We start from the raw sequence: 1,481 nt of genomic DNA on the forward strand, positions 1-1,481 counted from the left end.
ATCCTCCGCCGGTGGCGTTCGATAGATCGTCCATCCGGATGATGGGCATCGTCCGGGGCCTGAGCGGTCCATTCCATCCGGCTCGTGCCCGGTGTTCGCGTGGTTCAAGGCGAGGGCTGCCCGATGGCAGAACGGGCCCGATCCTCCCCCTCCACGCTGCGAGGCAGCGTGGGGGATCTGAAACTTTGGGGGTGGTGGGCGGGCGCGAAGCCCTAACCTAAACCCAGGCCTGGAGCCGGGTTCAGCCAGCAACAGGGGTTCAGAGCATAGGCTATGAGTGCTTCTGAAGCGAACTGCAGCCTGAGTCCGGAGCGCAGGATCCACAGCCCGGGTTTGCGATCGAGTAGGTCCAAAACAAAAGGCCCGGCGGTTCAGGCCGGGCCTGGGGTCTGGGGAGGGAGGACTCGAACCTCCACCCTCGGCTCCAAAGGCCGGTGTCCTGCCCCTTAGACGACTCCCCACCACTTAAATTATAGCGCATCATCCGGCGATCGGCCAGGCTGCATAAAGGCTGGGTTGCTCTTTTGTAGCAGCAACCTCAGGCGCCGGATCTCAACCATGGCGCCGAATTCCGCCACGGGCTCCGCATGATCGAGGCGGATCGCCCGCGCCAAGATCACCCCGTGTAACTCGATAGGCAGATTGGAGGCCTCCACCCTCCCCGAGGCCCCTTGGGCCTCGGGGAGGGTCCTGATGGAAGAAGCCATCTTCCCAGCATCCCCCTCAGCCGGTAGCGCAGCCCTACTGGGGAAGCCAACCCTGTTGACGGGCGAAGGCGGTGACCATCGGGATCTCGAAATAGTTCCCCTGGTAGGCCTGGATCCCCCAGTAGATGAACAGGACGAGGGCCGCCAGGCTCAGGAGAGGGGTGATGCAGCCTATGATGGGGATCAGCCCCAGGACGAAGACGAGCAGGATCAGGGCGACATCGGCGATGAGGGCCTGGACGGCGTGATATTTCTGGAAGGGCCGGTTCTTCATGTCGGTGAGCAGGATGATGAGGGGGACGATGATCCCGATGATGTAAGCCAGCAGGGCCATCAGGCGATCCTGATCCCCGGCCTCCTCTGCAGGCGCTTTCCGGATGTTCATCAGCATCTCGGCCTCCTGTTTGGGCTTGGGGCTCCGACCCCTTCGGTAGGTGCGTCTCAAGACCGTCGGGGATCCCTTCAAAATCCTCCAGGTTCCATTCCGATCGATCTTGGACGCGCCCAGCTTCCCGGGCCGTTGCCGAAATTTGTGAATCCGGGTTATAATTTTTGATATCTGGCGTCCACAAAGCGTCCACAAAAGGAAGCGGAGGCCTCCTTCGGGCAGTGGTGGGACGTTGCCCCAAAAGCCCTCCTCGCCGGTTATGTGGTAAGTATAGAGCATGTCTGAAGATCGATCGGAAGAGGAGCCGCCCGCAAATCGACACCCATATCCAAACGGATGTTCAGACGTGCTCTTGGGGAGGGCCATGGTTCGCCAATCGTAAGACG

2 protein-coding genes and 1 tRNA gene are annotated in these 1,481 nt (G+C 61.3%); all 3 read right to left on the reverse strand.

Features of this window, described 5'->3' with window-relative positions:
• Nucleotides 1–389: 389 nt before the first annotated feature.
• Nucleotides 390–461 (reverse strand) — tRNA-Gln (locus tag NZM16_RS10220).
• Nucleotides 462–470: 9 nt separating this feature from the next.
• Nucleotides 471–707, reverse strand: a complete 237-nt coding sequence (locus NZM16_RS10225; RefSeq protein WP_295480247.1) for a hypothetical protein — start codon at nt 705–707, stop codon at nt 471–473.
• A 34-nt stretch (nt 708–741) separates the two neighbouring features.
• A complete protein-coding gene (locus NZM16_RS10230) occupies nt 742–1,098 on the reverse strand; it encodes a DUF4870 domain-containing protein (protein WP_295480249.1) in 357 nt (118 codons plus the stop codon).
• Nucleotides 1,099–1,481 lie beyond the last annotated feature (383 nt).

This window comes from Thermoflexus sp. (assembly GCF_025055495.1).
GTDB lineage: Bacteria > Chloroflexota > Anaerolineae > Thermoflexales > Thermoflexaceae > Thermoflexus.

Excerpts from the sequence above, each read along its gene's own strand:
- NZM16_RS10225 (WP_295480247.1), bottom strand. The coding sequence starts at position 707 with ATGGCTTCTTCCATCAGGACCCTCCCCGAGGCCCAAGGGGCCTCGGGG.
- NZM16_RS10230 (WP_295480249.1), bottom strand. The coding sequence starts at position 1,098 with ATGCTGATGAACATCCGGAAAGCGCCTGCAGAGGAGGCCGGGGATCAG.